The sequence below is a fragment of the Nonomuraea sp. NPDC051941 genome (assembly GCF_044593615.1).
Genome location: NZ_JBIUCF010000007.1, coordinates 157802 through 174084, shown reverse-complemented (window position 1 = coordinate 174084; position 16283 = coordinate 157802). Strand labels below are relative to the sequence as shown.

The window sequence follows — 16283 nt, the reverse complement described above, 5'->3', positions numbered from 1 at the left end:
GAAAGACCCTCGGCCTCGTCGAGGCCCAGAGAGGCGGCGATACGACCATGCACGCTCCCGGCGTACCTCCCGCGCGCACCGACCGGCCGCGCGGAGTCGCCGTGCTGAGGCTGCGCGGGCAGGACGTCGCCGAGTACGTCTGGGAGCCCGACCTGCCGCTGTCGGCGTCCCCGCGCCCCTACCTCCATCCCGTGCGCACGCTCGCCGGCGTCACCGTCACCGACGCGGCGCCCGACTCGCACCCCCACCAGTTCGGCATCAGCGTGGCCGCCCCCGACCTCGACGGGTGCAACTTCTGGGGCGGGCGCACCTTCGTCGCCGGTCACGGCCCGGCCTGGCTGGACAACCACGGCACCCAGCGCCACCAGCGCTGGCTGCGCCGCACGAACACCGAGCTGCACCACACCCTCGAATGGGCCGACCCGCGCCAGGCGACGCTGCTGCGGGAGCAGCGCTCGATCGCCTGCCGGCCGGTGGACGAGACCGCCTGGTCCCTGAGCGTGCACACCCGGCTCACCAACGCCACCGACCGGCCGCTGCCGTGGCGCACCCCGGCGGCGCTGGGCCGGGTCGGCGCCGGCTACGGCGGCGTCTTCTGGCGCGGCCCCGCCTTCGACGGCGCCGCGCAGGTGCTCAGCCCGGACGGCGCCGACGTCCGGCGCGTCCACGGGCAGGACGCCGACTGGGTCGCCGTCACCGGCCGCGACCGCGACGGCCGCCCCTGGACGACGCTCTTCACCCACGCCGACGAGGCCGGCGCGCGGGACAGGTGGTTCGTCCGCGCCCGCGACTACCTCGGGGTGTGCTCGTCTCCGGCCTGGGACGAACCGCTCGTGCTGGCGCCCGGCGAGAGCATCGACCGGCACGTCGTCACCGTGGTGATCGACGGTGCCGTCACCGCCGCCACGGCCGCCGAGCTCGCCGGCACCGCCCGGTCGGCCGCATGACCGCGCGCGTCCGGCCGAGCAGGCCCCGCCAGTCCGAAGAACCCGTACGGCAGGAAAACCTGCGCACACTCAACCTCGAGCTGGTCTTCCGCCACATCCTCGCCGCCGACGGCCCCATCTCCCGCACCGAGCTCGCCTCGGTCACCGGGCTGACCCGCCCCACCATCACCCGCATCGCCGAAGAGCTCCTGGCCGGCAAGCTCATCACCGAGGCCGGCCTGTCGCACAACGGACGCGCGGGTCGGCCCCGCGTCGGCCTGACGCTGTCCGAGAAGGGGCCGGCCGGGCTCGGGCTCGACATCCGCGCGGACGGCCTGGCGGCCTGCGTGGTCGACCTCACCGGCACCGTCCGCCACCTGGCCTTCACCCCCGCGACGTACTCCGGCTGGAGCGCTCCCGACGTGCTCGGGCGGCTGGCTCACATGGCCCGGGCGGCCATCGACGCCACTTCCGCCGAAGACCTGACCGTCCTGACCGCCACGCTCGCCGTCCCCGGCCCCGTGCAGGCGGGCACCGTGCAGTCCGCGCCCGAGCTCGGCTGGCGCGACGTCGACGCCCAGGCGTTGCTGCGCGACGCCCTCCATCCCCTCGACCTGCCGATCACTGTGGACAACGAGGCCAATCTGGCGGCCCTCGGCGAGCTCTACGCCAGCGACAACACCCTCGACAGCTTCGTGTACGTCTCCGGCGGGCTCGGCATCGGCGCCGGCATCGTCCTGGACGGGCAGCTCATGCGCGGCGCCCGGGGCTGGAGCGGCGAGCTCGGGCACGTGACGGTCTACCCCGACGGCAACGCCTGCCCGTGCGGCTCGCGCGGCTGCCTGCAGACGTACGCCAGCCTGTCCGCCGTCCTCGGCGACGAGCCCGCGCCGGCCGGCACCACCCCCGACGCCGCCGCCACCGGCCGGGCCGAGGCGGGCCACCCCGCCACCATCGCCGCCCTCGACGCGGCCGGCACCGCGCTGGGCATCGCGCTGGCCGACATGCTCAACATCCTCGACATCGACACCGTGCTGCTGGGCGGCAGCTTTTCCCTGCTGGCGTCCTGGCTCACCGCGAACGCCAGAGCCGAGATCGACCGGCGCGTGCTGACCGCCGCCTGGGCGCCCATCACGCTCCGGCCCGCCCTGCTGGGCCCCGACGCCGCCGTCATCGGCGCCGCGCTGACCTCCATCGACCAGATCCGCCGGCATCCGACCACCTGGCTCGCCCGCCAGTCAAACCACATGACCTCGGCCTGAAGGTCTTCCCGGCGGGCCGCCGGGAAGACCCTCGCCCGTCAGCGGGCGTGCAGGCGCCAGGGCAGGCGGACGGTGATGAATTCGTCGTTGTCCGGCTGGCCCGGCGTGCGTCCCGACGAGAACGGGAAGTTGTTGTCGTTGAGGATCCCGAGCGTGCGGTCGTCCAGGATGACGACGTCCTCGATGGTCTGGAACGGGAAGCGGAATGTCTCGCCGAACCCGCCGAGCCCCTTGGGGTTGGCCAGGTCCAGCAGGTCGGCGGCCAGGGTCTTGTCCATGGCGCCGTCGTGGTCGCGGTCGCGGCTGTCGGCCAGGTAGACGCGCTTGAGCGCGGCCGCGTCGCCCTGGTTGTTGTCCCGCTCGATGATCAGGAAGCGGTGCTGGTCCACCGCGATGGCGTCGCCGATCGCGTTGGCGGGGCTGTCCAGCCGGTACGTCCACCGCTTGCCGGTGTAGGCCCGCTTGCGCACGTCGAACTCGTTCATTCGCAGCGTGCCCGCCGGGTCACCGTTGACCGTGCCCTCCAGCAGCGGATACAGCCACCGCCCGTCCGCGGAGCGGGCCATGCCCTCGAAGCCCTTGCTGCCGGCCAGGTTGGGGGTCGCGCCGTTCAGCGTGGGGTTCTCGGGCGCCTTGACGCCCGGCAGCTCGATCGGCGCCTCCAGCAGCGTGCCCCGCGCGGAAAAGTGCAGCAGGAACGGGCCGAACTCGTCGCCGATCCAGTACGTGCCGTCATCGGCCCGCACGATCGACTCCACGTCGAAGTCGGCGCCGGTGAGCTTGCGGTCGGCCCTGGTCAGCGGCCAGGACACCCGGCCTTGCGGGTCGGACAGGTTGAACCCGCCGAGCACGTTCACGGTGCCCGCGCGGAAGTCCGGCTTGATGCGGTGGACGCGCAGGAGGAAGTCGGCGCTGTTGGCCTTGTTCCCGTACCCGTTGTCGGACAGCACGTCGAACGTGCCGTCGCCGCGCCGGACGATGCCGCTGAACCCCTGAACCGGCTGGCCGGAGAAGGGCGGGGTCACCCCGTTGATCGGAGCCGTACCGATTTGGGAGCCGGACGGCTCGCTGCCGGGCACGAAGGTCTGCGCGGGGAGCGAGGCGAACCCGGTCAGCGTGGCCCGGGCCGCGCCGTCCGGCGTGGCGGCAGCGGTGGCGTAGGACGCGGGGCCGGTCGCGGCGATGCCCACGGCCAGCGCGGCGGCGCCTACCGCCAGGGAGATGCGTTTCATGCCCGGCACGGTAGAGGGTGCAAATGACGCGTTTCCTAACAAAACGTGCATGCCGCGTTCACCTTTGGCGGGACCTCAGCGGTTCGCCGCGGCCCGCATCGCGGCCGCCATCGCCGCCGAGTCGTGGTCCGGCTCCGCGCCGTCCACCAGCACCAGGTCACCGGGGATGTGGTCGGCACGCAGGTGCAGGATCTCCTGGTAGGCAGGCGAGTCGTACCACTCGCGGGCCTGCTCGATCGACGGGAACTCGATGATCACCAGCCCGCCGGGCCACTCTCCCTCACGCACCTCCACCGGCGCCCCGTGCACCACGAACCTGCCGCCGAACGGATCCAGGGTGGCCTGGATGCGCTCCATGTACTGGAACACCTCCTCGTGCGGCTCCGCAACAGGACGCAGGTGGGCGAGGGCGTACGCGCTCATGGCTTGCTCCTTCGTCAGCGGGCCGCCGCCCCGGCGGCCTCATGGGAACCATCCTGCCGGGGTGCACGTAAGGGCGTCGATTACCTCATAGGTAGGCGGAACCGTCAGAGCGGCAGCGGGATGCGGTCGAAGAACCAGTACAGGCTGACCGCCACGATGGGGACCGAGATCGCGGCCACCGCCCAGCGGGCCGCGGACGTGCGGCGCAGCAGCGCCAGCAGCGGGAAGAGCACGGCGATGAGCACGAGCTGCGTCACCTCGATGCCGAGGTTGAAGCTCAGGAGCGACAGGAGCAGCCCCCACGACCCGCTCTCCTTGATGTCGAGCGCGCCCGCGAAGCCCAGCCCGTGGATCAGGCCGAAGGCGAAGACGATCGGCAGCCGCCATCTGCCCAGCTTGTCCTCGTCGCGGCCCAGGAGGTTGGCGACCGCCACGACGATGATCGACACCGCGATGACCGGCTCGACGATCGCTCCCGGGACGTCCACGATCCCCATCGCCGCCAGCAGGAACGTGATGCTGTGGGCGACGGTGAAGGCGGAGGCCGTGACGACGACGTCGCGCAGGCGGCGGGCCCCGATGACCAGGGCCAGCAGGAAGAAGATGTGGTCGAGGCCGAACAGCAGGTGCTCGGCGCCGAGCACGAAGAACTCCCCTATCTGGCTCGACGCCTGGTGCTCGCCGACCTTCACCGTCGGCGCCGTGGCCTCCAGGACGGCCGAGCCCGTCTCGCCGTCGAGCTCGTAGCGGACCATCGTCTTCGTGCTGTGGACGAAGCTCTCGGCGTCGGGGAACAGCGCGCTGGAGATCTCGTGCGTCCCCCCGCTCTCGCCCTGGCAGGCGAGGGCGTAGGTGAGCACGGCGAAGGCCGCCTTGCCGCGCACGCGGATGTCCGCGTCGCCGACCTGGGCAGGCGTGCAGGGCTTGCCGGCGTACGCCACGGCGAAGCGGCGCGAGACATAGTCGGTCACGGCATCGCGGTTGATCTTGAGCTGGCGGAGCTGCTCGGTCCGCTCCTTCGCGTCGTAGGCCTCGGCGTAGAGCCAGGCCGACTTCATGAGGAGGTCGTACTCGAGGTCGAGCACGGCCTTGACGTTCAGGCCCGAGCCGGTCACCTCGGCGTGGGCGGTCGTGGTCGCGTCGTGCGCCGCCGCCGGGGCGGGACGCGCCAGGTCGGCCAGCACACCGCCGAGGACCAGGGCGAGGACGACGGCGGGCAACCAGCGCATGCGGCGCATGTCTCGTCTCTCCATGGGGTCAGGGATGAGGGCCGCCCCCGGACCGGGGTCCGGGGGCGGCGAGGATTGGGTTAGCGGTTGAACCAGTGGTACATGGGCGAGTCCGGTCCCCACGTGCCGGGGCGGCCGTGCTCGTCCTTGGTGACGAAGACGCTCGGCTCGGAGGCGGTCACGCCGCCGCCGGTGGAGCGCGCGGTGACGAACCAGGCGTAGGCCGTGTCGTCCTTGAGTCGCTTCCAGGTCACCGAGGCGACCTGGCCCGAGGTGACCGTGCTCTTACCGATGACCCGCGTGGGCTTGTAGATCGCCAGCGAGTCGGTCTGGAAGGTCGTCGTACGGGAGGTGAGGTCGACCGGCAGCACCATGTTGTCCTCGAGCCCGTTGTAGCGGCGCAGCGGGTCGTACTCGTTGGCGCCGAACTCGTTGAGCAGCGGGGAGTAGGTGTCCACGCTCAGCTCCGCCCGCTTGACGTTGAACTGCAGCATGCGGAAGAAGCTCGCGCCGAACTGGAGCTGGTCCTGCGGGTTGTAGCCGCCGATCGCGGTCAGCCCGAGCCGGTCGGCCGAGACCGTGTAGAACTGGTAGTCCGCCAGGAGCTCGACGACGCCGTTGCCGACCTGGCCCACCTTCGGCTTCACGTTGGTGCCCACGCCGTGCTCGTGACCGGCGAGGATGAGGAAGACGTTGGCGTTCTTCTCGACCACCGTCTTGTACAGCATCGAGCCGTCGGGAGCCGAGAAGCCGGCGCCGCGGCCGTCCGGGTTGGTGCTCGGCACGAGGTAGTCGTGCGAGAGCAGGATGCCGTTGCGGTTGGGGAACTTCTTGAAGACGGAGTCGGCCCACTCGGCCTCCTCCCTCGTCACTCCGTACGACAGGCCGACCACGACGAAGTCGAGCCCGCCCGCGGAGAACAGGTCGTAGTGGTTCTGGTTGTCGCCTTCCTTCCACGGCCCGCCGTACTTGGCGTGCTGCCAGCCCTGCGACGCGCCCTGGTACCGGCCGGGACCGTAGTACTTGTTGTAGATCGCCTCCGGCCCGTTCTCGGTGCCGGACTGGTTGTCGTGGTTGCCGGCGATCACGCCGTTCGGGATGCCCGCGTCGTCCAGCACCTTCTGCTGCTTCGAGGACACCTCCATCTCGCCGACGACCTGCTGCTGCGTGGCCTCGTCGGCGGGCTTGCGGATGTTGTTCTCGATGATGTCGCCGGTGTGCGCGACGTACGAGATCTTGCGCTGGTCCTTGTTGTCCTTGATCCAGTTGACGACGCCGGCGTAGGCGGACTCCCACACCGCGCGCTCCTCGGCCGTCTCCTGCTCCACCGCGCCCTCGGAGATGTACTGCGTGTCGGTGTAGTGGACGATCGAGAAGTCGTAGGAGGAGGGGTCGGCGAAGCCGTTCGGGTCGCCGGGGTCGATGTCGTCGGCGAACGGGTCCTCGCCCGTCACCATGACGTGGACCTGCTGCCTGTCGATGTAGTCGTCGTCGACGACGGCCGTGAGCACGGTCTTGCCCCCGGCGGCGCCGCGGGCGCTCGTCAGCAGTTCCCACGCCTTGGACTTGGTGTTCCACGCCCGCAGCCCCGCCAGGCGCTCGGGGTCGATGGCGCCCTCCCAGCGTAGGACCGGGGAGTCCACGTGACCCTGCACCTCGACGTCGTACCGCTGGTAGACGAGGTCCTGCCCGGAGGGCGCGTCCAGCGTCTTGCCGTCGGCCGGCTCGAGCCCGTCGGTCTTGACGCGCTTCTCACCCGGCACCCGCAGGGTCGTCGGGAGAGTCTGGGCCGTGCCCTGGTAGGCCTGCTCCGGAGTGAGGATCTTCGCCTCGTTGAACGTGGCCGTCACCTGACCGCCGTCGGGCTCGGCCACCTTCGCCGAGAGCGTGACGGGGTCCGACACGTCGGTGGCCCCCCGCGCCGGGCTCAGCTCGGCCGGCGCGTCCGGGATGCCCGCGGACTCGAACACGACCTCGCGGGTCGTGGTGTTGCCGAGCCCGTCGGCGCCGGTCACGGCGAGGGTGTGCTTGCCGGCGCGCAGCCCCGGGCCCACCTGGGCGCCCAGCTCGATCGGCTGGCCGTCGAGCTTGACGTCCGGCCCGGACACGACGCCGGAGGCGTCCTCCAGCTTGACGTCCAGCACGACCGAGGCGGTGATCTTCTCACCCTCGGCCGGGACGCTCTTGGCGACCTTCGGCGCCGAGTTGTCGGTGATCAGGGTGCGGGTGGCGACCTCGCCGGTGGCCGACTCGGCGGCGAGCTTGTGCTTGCCGTCCTTGATGGCGGTGGTGTCGAGGTCCGCGCGCAGGCCGCGGGCCGGGGCCTCCACCAGGAACTCGAGGTCGATCTCGGTGAGCGGGTTCACGTTGTCGCCGCAGTTGCCGTCGCCCATGCTGTACGAGGCCTTCAGCAGCTGTCCGGTCGCCGTGCCCTGCGCCGGGGTGAGCGCGATGTTCGAGATCGCGAAGTCGTCGCGGTTGTTGCCGCACGAGGTCGGGAAGGTGCCGGCCACGAAGTCGATCGTGTTCCAGCCGGGCACCAGGAACTCGTTCGGGATCGTGAAGTCGACGCGCTTGCTCACGAAGTCGCCGTCGAGCACGATCTTCTGGCCGTTGACGAGCAGGAAGTTCTGGTAGCGCGCCTCGATCGAGTTGCTGCCCACGTTGAAGCTGAAGGTCGCCTGGCCCGAGCCGAGCGTCTCGATGACCGGCACCGCCGGAGCGTCGATCTTGTAGCGCAGCTCGGCCTCGCGCAGGAGGGTCTGGCTGCTGCCGCAGGTGCCGTCGCCCATCTCGTACGACGGCTTGAGGTCCTGGCCGGTCACGGTGGCGCCGTCGAGAGTGAGCTCGAGGTTCGTGATCGTGAAGTCGTCGCGGTTGTTGCCGCAGGTCTCCTTGGCGTCGCCGGTGACGACCTTGATCGTGTTGTCGCCGGGCACCAGGAACTTGGCCGGCACCGCGATGGTCACGCGCCGGCTCGCCCAGGTGCCGCCCAGGTCGATGCGCTTGCCGTTGACGAGGAGGAAGTCGTCGTACTTGTCCTCGATCCCGTCCGCGCCCACGTCGAAGCTGAGCATCGCGGCGCCGTTGCCCAGGGTGGGCTTCGTGACGGGCTTCTCGCCGTCCACGGTGAGGGACTTGACGCCGCCCGCGCTGTTCGCCGGGACATTCGCGAAGACCGGCTTGGTGCCCGCCACGAGCGTGCCGTCCGTCGGCAGCAGGCGCGGCGCCCCGGCCGGGGCGTTGTTCACGGTCACGGTGTTCTTGACGGTCACGCCGGCCGCGGTCGTGGCGGTGATGGTGTGCTCGCCGTTGGACAGCGTCGCGGTGTCCAGATCCGCGGCGAGGCCTGTGGTGCCCTGCGGGTCGCCCTGGACGAAGAACTTGAGCGTGGCGCGCTTGAGCAGCGTGGTGTTCGTGCCGCAGCTGCCGTCGCCGAAGGAGAGCGTGTACGGGTTGTCCTCGCCGTCCGCGACCTCGCCGAGGAGTTCGAGGCCCACGTCGGACAGCACGAAGTCGTCGTAGTTCGTGCCGCACGAGGACGGGATCGCGCCGACGACGATCTCGACGGTGTTCTCTCCCTTGACGAGGCGCTCGTTCGGGATGTCGATGCTCGCGCGCTCGTTGACGAAGTTGCCGATTTCGCTGCGGTACTCGCCGTTGACGAGCACGTAGCTGTGGTACTGCGCCTCCGTCGAGTTCGAGCCCACGTCGAAGCGGAGCTTGGAGACGCCCACCGTACGGGTGGCGTTGAGCGCGGTGTCGTCGACCGCGAGCTTCGTGACGCTGTCACCGGCCGCGGTCGGGACCGCCGCGACCTTGGCCGTCCCCTCCAGGTACGAACCGCCGGCGGGGGTGAGCGTCGGAGGGCTCGGGACCGCGGTGGTCGTCGGCGTGGGGCTGGGCCGGCCCTTGTCCTGTTCCGCCGCCCCCGGGTCGGCGTACGCGGCCGTGACGAAGCTGCTCACCAGCAGCGTCGCGATCGAGGCGGCCAGGGCGAAACGCGCCCGGCCCCCTAAACCGCCCAGTGACTTTCGTGCTGCCATTGGCAGTCCCTTCTTATGTGCATAAGGAGCCCATAAAGCGGCATGCTCCCGGGCGGACACATTGGAGCGCACGAGTGAACGTTGTGCATAGAGGGGCTGAAGGGACGATAAACGGTTGCGTGATTCTGGTCATCCGTCACAAATAGGTCTCAATGGGCGCGTACCGGAACATTGGGATGTCACACGACGGCCCTCTCAGGGGCTCTAAGAGCTGCAGTCACACGTATAGGGGGTCCGTGATGTCCGATGTCACCCAGGTGTTCGCCGCCCATCGCGAACTGCTGTTCTCCATCGTCTACAACATGCTGGGCAGCGTCACCGACGCCGAGGACGTGCTGCAGGAGACCTGGCTGGCGTGGTCGTCCAAGGATCCGGACGAGATCGGCCATCCGCGCGCCTACCTCGTACGCGTCGCGGTGAACCAGGCGCTCGCCCACCAGAGCGCGCTGCGCCGGCGCCGCGAGACCTACGTCGGGCCCTGGCTGCCCGAACCCCTCGTCACCTCTCCCGACGCCGCCGACCACGCCGTACGGACCGACACGCTCTCGCTCGCGCTGCTGGTGGTGCTGGAGACGCTCACCCCGCTGGAGCGGGCGGTGTTCATCCTGCACGAGGTCTTCGCCTACGCCCACACCGAGATCGCCGCCATGATCGGCCGCAACCCCGCCGCGGTGCGGCAGCTCGCCCACCGCGCCCGCGAGCACGTCCAGGCCCGCCGCCCCCGTACCCAGGTCGCCCCGGGCCTCCAGCGGCAGGTGACCGAGCGGTTCGTGGCCGCGGCGTTCGGCGGCGACCTGGAAGGGCTGATGGAGCTCCTGGCGCCGGACGTGACGCTGTGGGCCGACGGCGGCGGCAAGTCGAACGCCGGCGGCCCGCGCCCCATCCGCGGTCGCGACAACGTCTCCCGCGTGCTCGTCTCCCGCGCCGCCCAGCCCCTCGACGGGCTGGACATCCAGTACCGCCAGGTCAACGGCGATCCCTGCGCGGTGCTGTTCGTGGAGAACGCCCCGTACGCCGTCATGGTCGTGGACATGACGCCCGACGGCTCCCAGATCCAGGACGTCTACACCGTCAGCAACCCCGACAAGCTCACCCACGTCCCCTGGCCCTCACGGGCTTCCCTGGTGACGGACGGCGAGGACGCGGCGGGGCAACGGGCCGAGGTGATGGGGGAAGCGGTGGCGCAGCACGCCGGTCGCGGCGGCGGCCAGCACGACGAGGGCCGCGCCGACGAGCAGCGCCGGGTGGTAGCCCCGGTGCAGGAGCGGCGTCACGACCAGCGGGCCGAGGATCTGTCCGATGCTGTAGCCGGTGGTGAGGATGGCGACGGCGCGCGGGATCCGCAGGTGGGAGCCGATGGCCAGGGTGAGGGTGGCGATGCCGAGGAACGTGGCGCCGAACAGGGCGGCCGAGACCAGGGCAGGGACGATCCCGCCGGCCAGGGCGGGCAGCGCGATGCCGACGGCCTGCACGACGAGCGCGGCGAGGACCAGCGCCGGGCGGGACCAGATCTGGCTGAGCCATGCCCACAGGGCCGTTGAGGGCAGCGCGGCGAGCCCGACCAGGATCCAGGCGCCGCTGCCGGCCCAGCCGGGCGCGGTCTGGTCGATCGCGGCGACCAGGAACGTGCCGGCGATGATGTAACCGGTCCCTTCGAGGGTGTAGCCGGCCAGCAGCGCCCCGAACCAGCGCAGCCCGGACCCGGCTCGGGGACCGGACGGGGCGGGCGGCGGCGCCTCCGGGGATGCCGGGCCGGTGCGCAGGCCCCAGGCCGGGATCGCGAGCACGGCGGTCAGCGCGGCCGCCGTCCACCAGGCCTGCTGCCAGGTGCCGGTGGTACGCAGGACCAGCACGGCGACGCCCGACAGGGCGATCCCCGCGCCGATGCCGCCGAAGGCCCAGCCGACGAGGTGGTGCGCGTGGCCGCGGAGACCGGTGAGCATGGCGTCGGCGGCGATGACGAAGATCAGCGCGCTCGCGATCCCGGCGACCAGCCGGAGCGACGACCAGAGCGCGCCGGCGTGCGTGACCGGCATCAGGGCCGGCGTGACGATCAGGATCGCCAGGGACGGGCGCAGCGCCCGCCGGGAGGCGAAGATCCGAGGGGCGACGATCGCGGCGACCGCGCCTAGGAGGTACCCGACGTAGTTGGCGGTGGCCAGCTCCGCGCCGAGCCGCGGCGACAGCCCGGCCTGCGCGTGCATCATCGGCAGGATCGGGGTGTAGGCGAACCGGCCGACACCCATGCCCGCCGCGAGCGCCGCCGCGCCCTGCCCGACGATCCGCCAGGGCCGATCCGCCCGGGTCGCCTCGCCGCCGTCCGTGCCGTGCTCTTGTACGGAGGTCAAACTTCGCCTTTCGTTCGGCCGGCGGGAGCGGACGCACCCGGTGGCGGGGGACTCAGTGGCCGGCGTTCTGGCCGCCGTCGACGTGCAGGATCTCGCCGGTGACGAACGGGGCCGTCTCGAGATAGACGATCGCGTCGACGATGTCGCTTATCTCGCCCATCCGGCCCACGGGGTGCAGGCCGGCGAGGAGGTCGTAGGTCTCGGCCGGGTGCATCGGCGTACGGATGACGCCGGGCGCGACCGCGTTGACCCGGATGCCCCGGGAGGCGTACTCGATGGCCAGCGACTTGGTGACCGAGTTGAGGCCGCCCTTGGTCAGCGCCGCCAGCGCGGACGGCACGCGGGTGTCCGCCTGGTCTGCCAGGCTGGTCGTGATGTTGACCACGTGCCCGCCGCCCTGGGCGAGCATGACGTCGATGGCCCGCTGGGAGATCTCGAAGAACCCGCGCAGGTTGACCCTCGTCACCAGCTCGTAGTCCTCGTCGGTGTAGTCGGTGAACGGCTTGGACAGGAAGACGCCGGCGTTGTTGATCAGCGTGTCGACCCGGCCGTACGCCTCCAGCGCCTGTTCGATGACGCGCCGGCCGACGGACGGGGCGGCGATGTCACCGGCGATGGTCCGCACCAGGGGGTCGTCGGAGGGCTCGATCGATCGGGAGTTCGCGACGACCGCGTAGCCGAGCTTGCGGTAGGCGGCCACCAGCCCCGAGCCGATGCCCTGGGACGCGCCGGTGATCACCGCGACTTTGTGCGTGCTCATGGGTTTCTCTTCTCATATGGATCGAGGCCATACGTCCCGGGCCTCGATCAGCGCGGCCGGCCGGCGAACGGGGCGGACCGGCACCGCGCGGTCATGGTTCAAGCCTGCGTCAGTCGGGCGCGATCCCGCCACGACCGGTTCACTCTCTGTTGTGAGGCTGTGCCTCCCAGCGCACTACCCTGGGCGGATGGAGCTACGCCAGCTGCGATATTTCGTCGCGGTGGCCGAGGAGCTGCACTTCGGCCGTGCCGCGGTCCGGCTGCGCATCGCCGGCCCGTCGCTCTCCCAGCAGATCAAGGCCCTGGAGCGGGACCTGGGCGTACGCCTGTTCGACCGGGACCGCCGTTCGGTCGCGCTCACCCCCTCGGGGCAGGCGCTGCTCCCCCAGGTCAGGGCACTGCTCGACCAGGCCGACGAGCTGCGCCGCTCCGCGGCCGGCATGGCCGCCACCGAGCCGGTCCGGCTCGGCTACGTGAGCTGGCGCCCGCCCGACCTGACCGCCCGCGTGTCCGGCGTCGCTCAGCTGCACGTCGACGCGTGGGTCATGCCGTCGCACACCCAGGCGGGACGGGTCGCCGACGGCAGCATCGACCTGGCCATCTGCTGGGTACGGGCCGACGACCTGGCGGCCCACGCCCTGGAGGCCCGGCTGATCGGCGCCGACCGGCTCTTCGCGATCTCCACGGGCACCGGCACGTCCGCGGTCCCGGCCAAGGACACGTCCATACTGGTGGACTCCGACACCGCCACCTGGGACTCCTGGAACCGCTATGCCGAGGAGTTCGCCCGCGACACCGGTGCCCGCGTCGTGCGCATCGACGACGGCGGCATCACCGGGGCGGCCTTCTTCGACCACGTACGGCGGCTCCGCCACCCCGTCGTCAACTCGCCGAAGGGCCAGACCGCACCGGTGCCGCCGGACCTCGTCCAGCGCCCGGTGGTCGATCCGGCGCCGTACTGGACCTGGGCGCTGGTCTGCCGGCGCGACGAGACCCGCAAGGCCGTACGGGCCGCCGTCGAGGCGCTGACCCGGGACGTCGGCGGGCTCGGCCTGGACGCCGACACGGCCTGGCTACCGGCCGAGGACCCGTTCCGCACCACCGGATGACAAGGCGCCGGTCGGCGTGGCGCCGGTCGGCCTGGTGATCGTGGTCGGCGTGGTCAGCGGGCTTCGAGGGTCGCGAGGTCGCGCAGCGTGTAGCGGCGGTGCTCGCACTCCTCCTCCATCACCACCCGCAGGCAACCGCCGACCGTGCGCGGCTCCTCCGGGTAGCCGGGCGCGGGTGCGCGGGTGCAGGCCCGTTCGAGCCCGGCGTCGGTGAGGCCGTCGAGGATGCCGCGCACCAGCGCCACCCGCCCGGCGCGCGCCTGCGCCACCTCCGCGTACGACGGGCGGGCGTCAAGGTCGATGCCGAGCGCCGCCGCGTCCTCGGCCGGGTAGCCGGAGTGGGTGAGGCCGAGCCGGTGGAACGGGTCCGGCGCGTCGAGGATCGCCCGGCCCGCCCAGGCGTCGGTGGCGAAGACGAGGTGGCGCAGCGTCTCGACGAGGGACCATTCGTCGTCGACCCGTTCGTGGCGCGCCGCTGTGCCCCTGCTACCCGCGGCCGTACAGCGGCGTCACCCCGCGCACGACGGGCAGTCCCGTGCCCGAGTCGAGCACGAGGCGGTCGCCGAGCGGACGCTTCAGCGTGACGGTGGTCGTGTCCATGTGGAGCACCAAGTCGCAGATCCCGCCGGAGCCCTCCTCGTCCACGTCCACCACCACGAGCTTGCCGGTCTCGTACGTCCGCGCCCCGTGAACGCGGTCACAGGAGCCGTAGCCGTACTCCAGGAGCAGGTCGTGCGGCTTGCCCGCGACGAGGTCGAACCCTTTCACCTCTTCGGAACCCCCTTCCGCGGCCTGCGGCCGGGCGGTGATGGCCGAGGGGGCGACCGCCACGTACACGAACTTCGACTCGACCCCCTTGACGGTGAACAGCCACGCGGGCACCCGGATCGTGCCGCGGCTGGTCTCCAGCGTCGTCTCGCCCAGCTCGGCCCCGGTCACCCGGAGCGGGCGGCAGCCCTTGGCCGGACACTCCTCCTCGATGAAGTCGGCGGGTCTGGTGAACTCCGCGTACGCCTCGACCGCAGTGACGAGCGGGACCTCCGAGACCGAGCCGTCCGGCCACCGCACGGGCGCGTCGGCCAAGGGGCCCGCGGGTAACTCGGCCGCGAGCTTCCACACGCTGTTTTCCGTACTTAGGGTGACCCAGAGGGGAGGGTCGGTCCAGCCGCCTCGATCCTGGAGCCCTCCGAGCGGGACGAAACCCGAACGCCAGGCGCGGTCGCCGGCCGAGCCGTCCCAGCGCGCCACCACCTCCCGGGCACGTGCCTCGAACCGGCCCGGTGAGACCCGATTGGACCAGGTGCAGGAGGCCAGGAGCAGCACCAGGCACAGGCCCGCGATCGTCCTACGCACGACTTCGTGATCACCCCCGGACGCCTAACGTAGCCGCCCACACACCGGCTAAGTGCCCCTCTTATCGGATTTGCGGGGGAATCTCCCTGAATTAGGGGCGAACGCACTCCATGTGGTCTTCTGACTACCGGGGTGTGGAGTGATCAGACGGCTGGGCCGGTCGCTGCGGATGCGGTTGGCGCTGCTCGCCAGCTTGGCCATGTTGCTGCTGAACGTCGTCGTCAGCGCGTTCGTGCTGTACGCCATCCGGAACGAGGCCGCCGACATCCGGGCGTACGACGTGGCCAGCCAGGCCCTGCGCGTGCTGCTCATGGTCAAGCGGAACGCGTTGCCCCCGACGGTGAACACCGACGGGCTCGACGGCATCCAGGTGATCGACTCGGCGGGCCGTGTGGTCTCCTCGACGCCGAACCTGGCCGGCCTGCCCCGGGTCACCACGGCGATCCCCCACCGCAACACGGCCAACGACGCCGCCGAGTTCTGCGACCTGCGCGCGTTTCCCGGACGGTGCGAGCTGGTGGTCGCCATGCATGCGTACCAGCCGGACGGCGCGTGGGTCATCTACGCCTTCGACCCGGCCGTGCCCTGGTACGTCAGCCTGAAAGTGGTCCTCTTCCAGATCTGCGTGGCGGCCCTGCTGCTGCTCCTGACCTGGTTCGGGGTGTCGCGCGTGGTGGCCCGGACGCTCGCGCCCGTCCACAACATCACGAAGAGGCTGGCCGAGATCACCGCGGGCGGAGGCGGGATGCGGCTCCCCGTACCGGAGAACGTGGACGACGAGATCAGGACGCTCGCCTGGACCGGCAACCAGATGCTGGAGCGGCTGGAAGCCGCGATGAAGAAGCAGCAGGAGGCGGTGGAGCAGCAGCGCAGGTTCGCCGGGGACGCCTCGCACGACCTGCGCAGCCCGATCACGGCGATGCGCACCCAGGTCGAGGACGCGCTGCTCAACCTCGAGGACGCCGACTGGCGGGCGACGGGCGAGGCGCTGCTGGCCAGCCTGGACCGGCTCCAGGCCATCGTCACCGACCTGCTCACGCTGACCAAGCTGGACGCGGGCGCGCCGAGCTCCCGGGAGCCGGTCGACCTGTGCGAGCTGGTCGCCGCCGAGACCGGCAGGCCGCGTTCCAAGAACGTCGTCACCTCGCTGCAGCCGGGCGTGGCCGTCACGGGCGACCGATTGCAGCTGGCCCGCCTCCTGACGAACCTGCTGGACAACGCCGAGCGGCACGCCGAGTCCCAGATCCTCGTCACCGTACGGCGGCAGGGCCGGCAGGCTGTGCTGGAGGTGCTCGACGACGGCGCCGGCATCGAGCCCGGGAAGCGCGAGACGGTCTTCCAGCGCTTCACCCGCCTGGACGCCGCGCGCAACCGCGACGCCGGCGGGACCGGGCTCGGCCTGCCCATCGCCCGCGAGATCGCGCAGGCCCACGGTGGCACGCTCACGATCGAGGACTCCGAGCGCGGCGCCCGCTTCGTCCTGCGCATCTCGGCCCGAGAGGACTGAGCATCCCAGTCCGCGAGGACGGCGCAAACCGGCCTGCGAGGACTGCGCCCCACCCCCAAGTCGGCTCCAAGCCACGCACAAGAGCCGGA

Annotated in this window: 11 protein-coding genes and 2 pseudogenes; 5 read left to right on the top strand and 8 right to left on the bottom strand. The window is 71.3% G+C overall.

What is annotated here, in order from left to right; genetic code table 11:
* Window positions 1–101: 101 nt before the first annotated feature.
* Together ACIHFD_RS15055 and ACIHFD_RS15050 are read left to right on the top strand one after the other, a co-directional pair.
* The gene (locus tag ACIHFD_RS15055) at window positions 102–947 is read left to right on the top strand and encodes a PmoA family protein (protein WP_355200123.1); all 846 of its coding nucleotides are present in this window, start codon (window positions 102–104) and stop codon (window positions 945–947) included.
* On the top strand, window positions 944–2188 hold the full coding sequence (locus tag ACIHFD_RS15050) for an ROK family protein (protein ID WP_397367365.1): 1245 nt from the start codon (window positions 944–946) through the stop codon (window positions 2186–2188). The genes ACIHFD_RS15055 and ACIHFD_RS15050 overlap by 4 nt, the downstream gene beginning before the upstream one ends.
* A gap of 38 nt (window positions 2189–2226) precedes the next feature.
* On the opposite strand, the gene ACIHFD_RS15045 is transcribed toward ACIHFD_RS15050, so the two are convergent.
* The 4 genes from ACIHFD_RS15045 to ACIHFD_RS15030 all read right to left on the bottom strand — a co-directional run bounded on the left by ACIHFD_RS15045 (window position 2227) and on the right by ACIHFD_RS15030 (window position 9040).
* On the bottom strand, window positions 2227–3420 hold the full coding sequence (locus ACIHFD_RS15045) for an esterase-like activity of phytase family protein (protein WP_397367364.1): 1194 nt from the start codon (window positions 3418–3420) through the stop codon (window positions 2227–2229).
* Between the two features lie 75 nt (window positions 3421–3495).
* Window positions 3496–3843: a DUF1330 domain-containing protein gene (locus ACIHFD_RS15040; RefSeq protein WP_363980945.1), complete on the bottom strand. Its 348-nt coding sequence runs from the start codon at window positions 3841–3843 to the stop codon at window positions 3496–3498.
* A 104-nt stretch (window positions 3844–3947) separates the two neighbouring features.
* On the bottom strand, window positions 3948–5096 hold the full coding sequence (locus ACIHFD_RS15035; protein ID WP_397367363.1) for a HupE/UreJ family protein: 1149 nt from the start codon (window positions 5094–5096) through the stop codon (window positions 3948–3950).
* A gap of 56 nt (window positions 5097–5152) precedes the next feature.
* A complete protein-coding gene (locus ACIHFD_RS15030) occupies window positions 5153–9040 on the bottom strand; it encodes a metallophosphoesterase (RefSeq protein ID WP_397367362.1) in 3888 nt (1295 codons plus the stop codon).
* A gap of 230 nt (window positions 9041–9270) precedes the next feature.
* Here ACIHFD_RS15030 and sigJ point away from each other — a divergent pair.
* Window positions 9271–10209, top strand: a pseudogene (gene sigJ, locus ACIHFD_RS15025) (RNA polymerase sigma factor SigJ); the annotation flags it as partial.
* A gap of 18 nt (window positions 10210–10227) precedes the next feature.
* Here the strand turns inward: sigJ and ACIHFD_RS15020 are convergent.
* The gene (locus tag ACIHFD_RS15020; protein WP_397367361.1) at window positions 10228–11466 is read right to left on the bottom strand and encodes a YbfB/YjiJ family MFS transporter; all 1239 of its coding nucleotides are present in this window, start codon (window positions 11464–11466) and stop codon (window positions 10228–10230) included.
* A gap of 52 nt (window positions 11467–11518) precedes the next feature.
* Window positions 11519–12226: an SDR family NAD(P)-dependent oxidoreductase gene (locus ACIHFD_RS15015; protein WP_397367360.1), complete on the bottom strand. Its 708-nt coding sequence runs from the start codon at window positions 12224–12226 to the stop codon at window positions 11519–11521.
* Between the two features lie 187 nt (window positions 12227–12413).
* On the opposite strand from ACIHFD_RS15015, the gene ACIHFD_RS15010 reads away from it, so the two are divergent.
* A complete protein-coding gene (locus ACIHFD_RS15010; protein ID WP_397367359.1) occupies window positions 12414–13334 on the top strand; it encodes a LysR family transcriptional regulator in 921 nt (306 codons plus the stop codon).
* 53 nt (window positions 13335–13387) lie between these two features.
* Here ACIHFD_RS15010 and ACIHFD_RS15005 read toward each other — a convergent pair.
* Window positions 13388–13792, bottom strand: a pseudogene (locus ACIHFD_RS15005) (DinB family protein); the annotation flags it as partial.
* A 28-nt stretch (window positions 13793–13820) separates the two neighbouring features.
* Window positions 13821–14687, bottom strand: a complete 867-nt coding sequence (locus ACIHFD_RS15000) for a hypothetical protein (protein ID WP_397367358.1) — start codon at window positions 14685–14687, stop codon at window positions 13821–13823.
* A 139-nt stretch (window positions 14688–14826) separates the two neighbouring features.
* On the opposite strand from ACIHFD_RS15000, the gene ACIHFD_RS14995 reads away from it, so the two are divergent.
* A complete protein-coding gene (locus tag ACIHFD_RS14995) occupies window positions 14827–16194 on the top strand; it encodes a sensor histidine kinase (RefSeq protein WP_397367357.1) in 1368 nt (455 codons plus the stop codon).
* Window positions 16195–16283 lie beyond the last annotated feature (89 nt).